This window comes from Slackia sp. (assembly GCF_977041755.1).
In genome coordinates this window covers 1-4710 of the sequence record NZ_CDRRGL010000131.1, presented here as the reverse complement: position 1 = coordinate 4710, position 4710 = coordinate 1, and the positions used below count along the sequence as shown (strand labels likewise).

5 protein-coding genes are annotated in these 4710 nt (G+C 56.5%); 2 read left to right on the top strand and 3 right to left on the bottom strand.

Annotation, left to right across the window (positions count from 1 at the left end; genetic code table 11):
• On the top strand, positions 1-2734 hold a 2734-nt coding region (locus tag ACWI8T_RS08220), incomplete at its 5' end, for an MSCRAMM family protein (protein ID WP_449138589.1).
• A 76-nt stretch (positions 2735-2810) separates the two neighbouring features.
• Here the strand turns inward: ACWI8T_RS08220 and rplT are convergent.
• The 3 genes from rplT to infC are packed head-to-tail and all read right to left on the bottom strand — an operon-like array spanning position 2811 to position 3984.
• The gene (gene rplT / locus ACWI8T_RS08215; protein ID WP_114616200.1) at positions 2811-3167 is read right to left on the bottom strand and encodes a 50S ribosomal protein L20; all 357 of its coding nucleotides are present in this window, start codon (positions 3165-3167) and stop codon (positions 2811-2813) included.
• A 22-nt stretch (positions 3168-3189) separates the two neighbouring features.
• Positions 3190-3387 (bottom strand): 50S ribosomal protein L35, encoded by a 198-nt coding sequence (gene rpmI / locus ACWI8T_RS08210; RefSeq protein WP_114616199.1) that lies wholly within the window; start codon positions 3385-3387, stop codon positions 3190-3192.
• A gap of 18 nt (positions 3388-3405) precedes the next feature.
• Entirely contained in the window at positions 3406-3984 is a 579-nt protein-coding gene (gene infC, locus ACWI8T_RS08205) for a translation initiation factor IF-3 (protein WP_114616198.1), read from the bottom strand.
• 218 nt (positions 3985-4202) lie between these two features.
• Here infC and ACWI8T_RS08200 point away from each other — a divergent pair.
• Positions 4203-4710: PHP domain-containing protein (locus tag ACWI8T_RS08200; RefSeq protein WP_449138588.1), on the top strand; the 508-nt coding region annotated here is incomplete at its 3' end.

Below are 4710 nucleotides of genomic sequence, written 5' to 3'. Positions count from 1 at the left end.
CGAAAACGGCGTATGCAGCGGGCTGATTACCGAATTCTCTACGAATGCGCAAGGCTACGCCGAGATCGAACTTGCTCCGGGCCAGGGCGTGTGGATTCGAGAAGACCGCGCCCCCTTGGGATTTTGTGCCTGGGATGAACCGCGGTATATGGAGGTAGGCCAGGCGACGGGCGCGCAAACGCTTGACGATACGCCGAAAACCGTGCGCGTCGCCATCGAGAAGCGAGACGCTGAAACTGGCGAGCGCGCCCAAGGGCATGCGACGCTTTCGGGAGCGCTCTTCGAGCTCGTCGATTCGCAGGGAAATTCCTATACCGCAGAAAGCGCATGGCATGAAAGCGAAGCTGGCGGCGCATGGATAGCGGAATTCCCCGAAATCGCACGAGGAACTGTTCGCATTCGCGAGATTTCGGCGCCGAAAGGCTATGCCGTCACGCCACTTCCGCACGCGGATGCCGACGGGTGGGCGGCCGTTGATTTAGCGCCCGAGAACGATGAGGCCTGCGCAACTGTAGTCCTAACCGCATACGACCGCGTGTTTCGAGGAGACATCGAAGGCGCGAAATTCTTCGAGCATGAGGGCGAAAGCGACAAATCGCTCAAATCGCCCCTTGTGGGAGCGGAATTCGAAATATGGCTGCAAGACGACGGAGGCCTTGCAGACAAGGGCTACAGCGTTGTCCCTATTCTTGATGCGCAAGGAAAGGCCGTCGTCTCAAACGATGGGTCGGCGCTTTTCGGTTCGCTCATGGGAACCGTCACAACGAAAAGCGACGGACGCTTCACTTCGAAGGATTTGCTTGAAAACTGGGAGCCAGAAGCCCATGGCGGACAATCGGCACCGAGCTGTGCCCTACCCTACGGGACATACACCATTGTTGAGACGCATTGCCCCGACGAAGCGCTCAGGCTCGTCGACCCAATCATCGATATCGAAGTGCACGCCGACGCGCACATTGCCTTCATGACGATTGAAGACCATCGCATCTACTCGCCCGTACGAGTAAAGAAGACCGATACTGAGACGGGCAAAACCGTGCTTTCGCCGGGAACTGTCGTCGAGTTGCTCAGACAAGATGCAAACGGCGAATACCAACCCGTATCATTCGACGTGCATACGCCAAGCACTGAACGCATTTCCCAATTCACGATTCCCGAGTCGGGCATGGTGCAATTCCCCGAAAGGCTCGCCTGGGGCAGCTATGCCATTCGGGAAGTTTCAACCATCGCGCCCTACCTCACGCGAAAAGAGCCCGTGTACTTCGAGGTTGCACAAAATCACCGCTGGGAGGAAGACGACGTCATTGAAATAACCCTGCCAAACGAAAAAGCATACGGAGCCATCGAAGGACGCAAGATTGATATCCTGACCGGAGAAGACGTCTCGGGGGCAACCTATGAGGCGCGAGCCGCAACCGACATCGTATTCCCCGATGGGACACTCGCGTTACACAGGGGCGACTTCGCCGGAAGCGCAACGAGCAATGAGGCGGGAGCATGGACGATTGCCCCCTTACCGCTCGGATCAGGCACAGCGGAATACATCGTAGTCGAAACCCTCTCGCCCGAAGGGTATAGAACCGAAACGAAGCACCACCACGTAACGCTGACATGGGAAAACGACACCGACGAAGTCGTATGCACGGGCATCACGATCGAGGAAGAGCCAACGGGCATCGAAATCACGAAGGTCGATGCGCAAACAGGCGCGCCCATTGCCGGGGTCGAATTCATTTTGAGCGCGGGGAAGAGCGAAGGAGACCAAGAAGGAGGACAAGAAAAGGACGAGACATCCCCGACCGTAATCATTCAGAATGACGGAACTGCGGGAAACAGCGAGACCACAATTGATGCGGATGAGGCAAAAGAAAGCAAGCAGCTCGGCGGAGCATTGAGAAACGCAGGGGAAAGCACAGACGACGAATCCAGCGAAGCAAGCGCGGTCGACGAGGCTACCGATGCACCCGATGAATACAAGCTCGTAACTGACGAAGAAGGCCTCGCCAAAGTTACGCACCTGCCAAAAGGCCGCGCCTATACGCTCCGCGAAACGCTCCCCCGCTTCGACTTGGGCTACGTGACAAGCGATTGGAGCGAAACGCGCTTCCTTGCAAACGACGGATGCTGGTACGAAAGCGAGAACGCCTGGATCGAGGCGAGCAATGCGGGATGCGAAGGCGAAAACGAAGGCGACGCCCTGTGGAAAGAGACCATCGAGAATGATTTCACACGCTTGGCATTTTTCAAGGTCGATGCTGAGCGTTGCGAACAAGCCAGCAAAGCGCATGCCGATGACGGCAGCGCCGAGCAGGCGGCTTCGCAAACGAGAATTGAGGGCGGAAAATTCCGTCTTGAAGATTCCCAAGGCAACCCCATTGAGCCTTGCAATGAAGGACTTGAAGCCGAAGGATGGGCCGCCCAAGGGAAAACGCCAGTAGAATTCAGCCACCTGCACGTTGGGGAAACGTATGTCCTCACTGAAGCATGCGCCCCTGAAGGGTATAAAGCCGAAAACCAAGAGCTGCGGATCGAGATTCGCGATACGCCCGAAATCGAAATCGCGATTCTAAAAAACAAGCGAATAAAGCCCCTGCCGAAAACGCTCGATTTCGCAACGAGCCTTATCACAGGAGCGGCAGGGCTTGCTTTCGCGGGAAGCGCGGCGGCAATGGCCGCATACAGCAAGCGTCGATGCGAAATGGAAGCCGCACCTAAGGCCGAAGAGTGCCCCTGACAGATGCAGCGTTAATCTCTCCAAGCACAAAAAAGCCCCCGCGCTGCGGGGGCTTTTGGCGTTCAGCAAGAACGAATTATTTCAGAGCAGCCTTAGAGACCTCGACCAGCGCGGCAAAAGCCTCGGGGTCGTTGATGGCCATGTCGGAGAGCACCTTGCGGTCGAGCTCGACGCCAGCCTTGTGGAGGCCATTCATGAACACGGAGTAAGACACGCCGTTGATACGAGCAGCAGCGTTGATGCGGGTAATCCAGAGACGACGAACCTCGCGCTTCTTGTTGCGACGATCGCGGTACTGGTACTGCAGCGAATGACGGACCTGCTCCTTCGCCTTCTTATAATGGCGAGACTTAGCTCCGTAGTAGCCCTTCGCACGAGCGAGGACAACGCGACGCTTCTTCTTAGCGGAAACAGAACGCTTAACACGTGGCATTGATAATCACTTCCTAAATCAATTAGCGGAGGCCGAGGTTGCGAGCGACAACACGCTTGTCGGACTCGGCAACAACAGTCTCTTTGCGGAAATTGCGGATACGCTTGGGGCTCTTCTTGCTCTTGATGTGGCTCTTGAAAGCCTTAGCGCGGACGATCTTGCCGGTACCGGTGACGCGGAAGCGCTTTGCGGTGCCCTTATGGGTCTTCATCTTAGGCATAATCGAAGTCCTTTCTGCTTACTCGTTGGATTCGCCGTTGTTTTTGGCGTCTTTATCGGCTGCTTTTTTCACCGCTGCCGGAAGCGGAGCGATGAGCATATGCATGTTGCGGCCCTCCATTTTGGGGGCATTCTCGATAACGGCAACGTCTTTCAAGTCGTCTGCCAAACGTTCGAGAATCGAGAGGCCCTGCTCGGGGTGAGCCATCTCGCGGCCACGGAACATGATCGTAATCTTGACCTTAGCGCCGCCTGCCAAGAAACGAAGCACGTGCTTCTTCTTCGTGGTGTAGTCACCCACGTCGATCTTGGGACGGAACTTCATTTCCTTGATCTCGACCTTGGTCTGCTTCTTGCGAGCCTGCTTGGCCTTGATCGCCTGGTCGTACTTGAACTTTCCGTAGTCCATGATGCGGCACACGGGGGGTTCAGCGTTCGGCGCGATTTCGACAAGGTCCAAACCGGCCTCTTCTGCGATGCGCATGGCCTCGCGGGTGTTGAAGATACCCATCTGAGAACCGTCATAGCCAATCAGGCGGCACTCGCGAGTGCGGATTTCTTCATTGAGCCTGGGCTCTTGAGCTGCTATTGCGCTCACCTCCTACATCTCCCGCGGGTTGCGGGTTTGCACTGTAACAAAAAACCCTGCGCGCACGCACAGGGTTCAAGAAGTTCATGAAGAAGTATATTCTTGAGACCCATCAGCTTGCGCCGAAGCAGGTGGGAGGTTTTTGCCTCCGCTTGAAACAGCTCGAATATAATAGCAACATTCCCTTTCGGTTGGCAAGAAGAAATTCTTAGATGTGGAGGAAAAGCGTGCACGCATCCATTATTGACTGCCATACCCACACAAATTTCTCCGACGGCGAATCGTCTTTCGAGGAAAATGTGCGCGCTGCCGCAGCTAAGGGATGCCGCGTGCTCGTTTCCACCGACCACCTCACGCTGCCGGCCAGCATGGATTCACGATGCGAATGCCAGGTGCCAGCGCGCGATTTGCCCGCCCACCAAACGGCGTTCGATGCCGCGCGCGAACTTGCGGCGCAAATCGCGCCCGACATGGATTTCATTTTTGGATTCGAATGCGACTGGTACCCGGGATGCGAGCGCAACGTTGCACAGTGGGCACAAAACGCCCAGGTCAAGCTTGGCAGCGTGCATTGGATTGGAGATGCGGGCGACACCTCGATCGCAGCGGGCGAACGCGGCTGCGAGCGCATTGATCCCGCCGATGAGCCCGGCCTCGCCGCAGGCTGGATCGATTATTCGGAAGACATGCACATTTGGGAAGAACTCGGCGCGAACGGTGTGTGGCGTGCGTACG

Bases quoted from the DNA above. Each gene is read 5' to 3' on its own strand.
- rplT (WP_114616200.1), bottom strand. From the start codon at position 3,167: ATGCCACGTGTTAAGCGTTCTGTTTCCGCTAAGAAGAAGCGTCGCGTT.
- rpmI (WP_114616199.1), bottom strand. From the start codon at position 3,387: ATGCCTAAGATGAAGACCCATAAGGGCACCGCAAAGCGCTTCCGCGTC.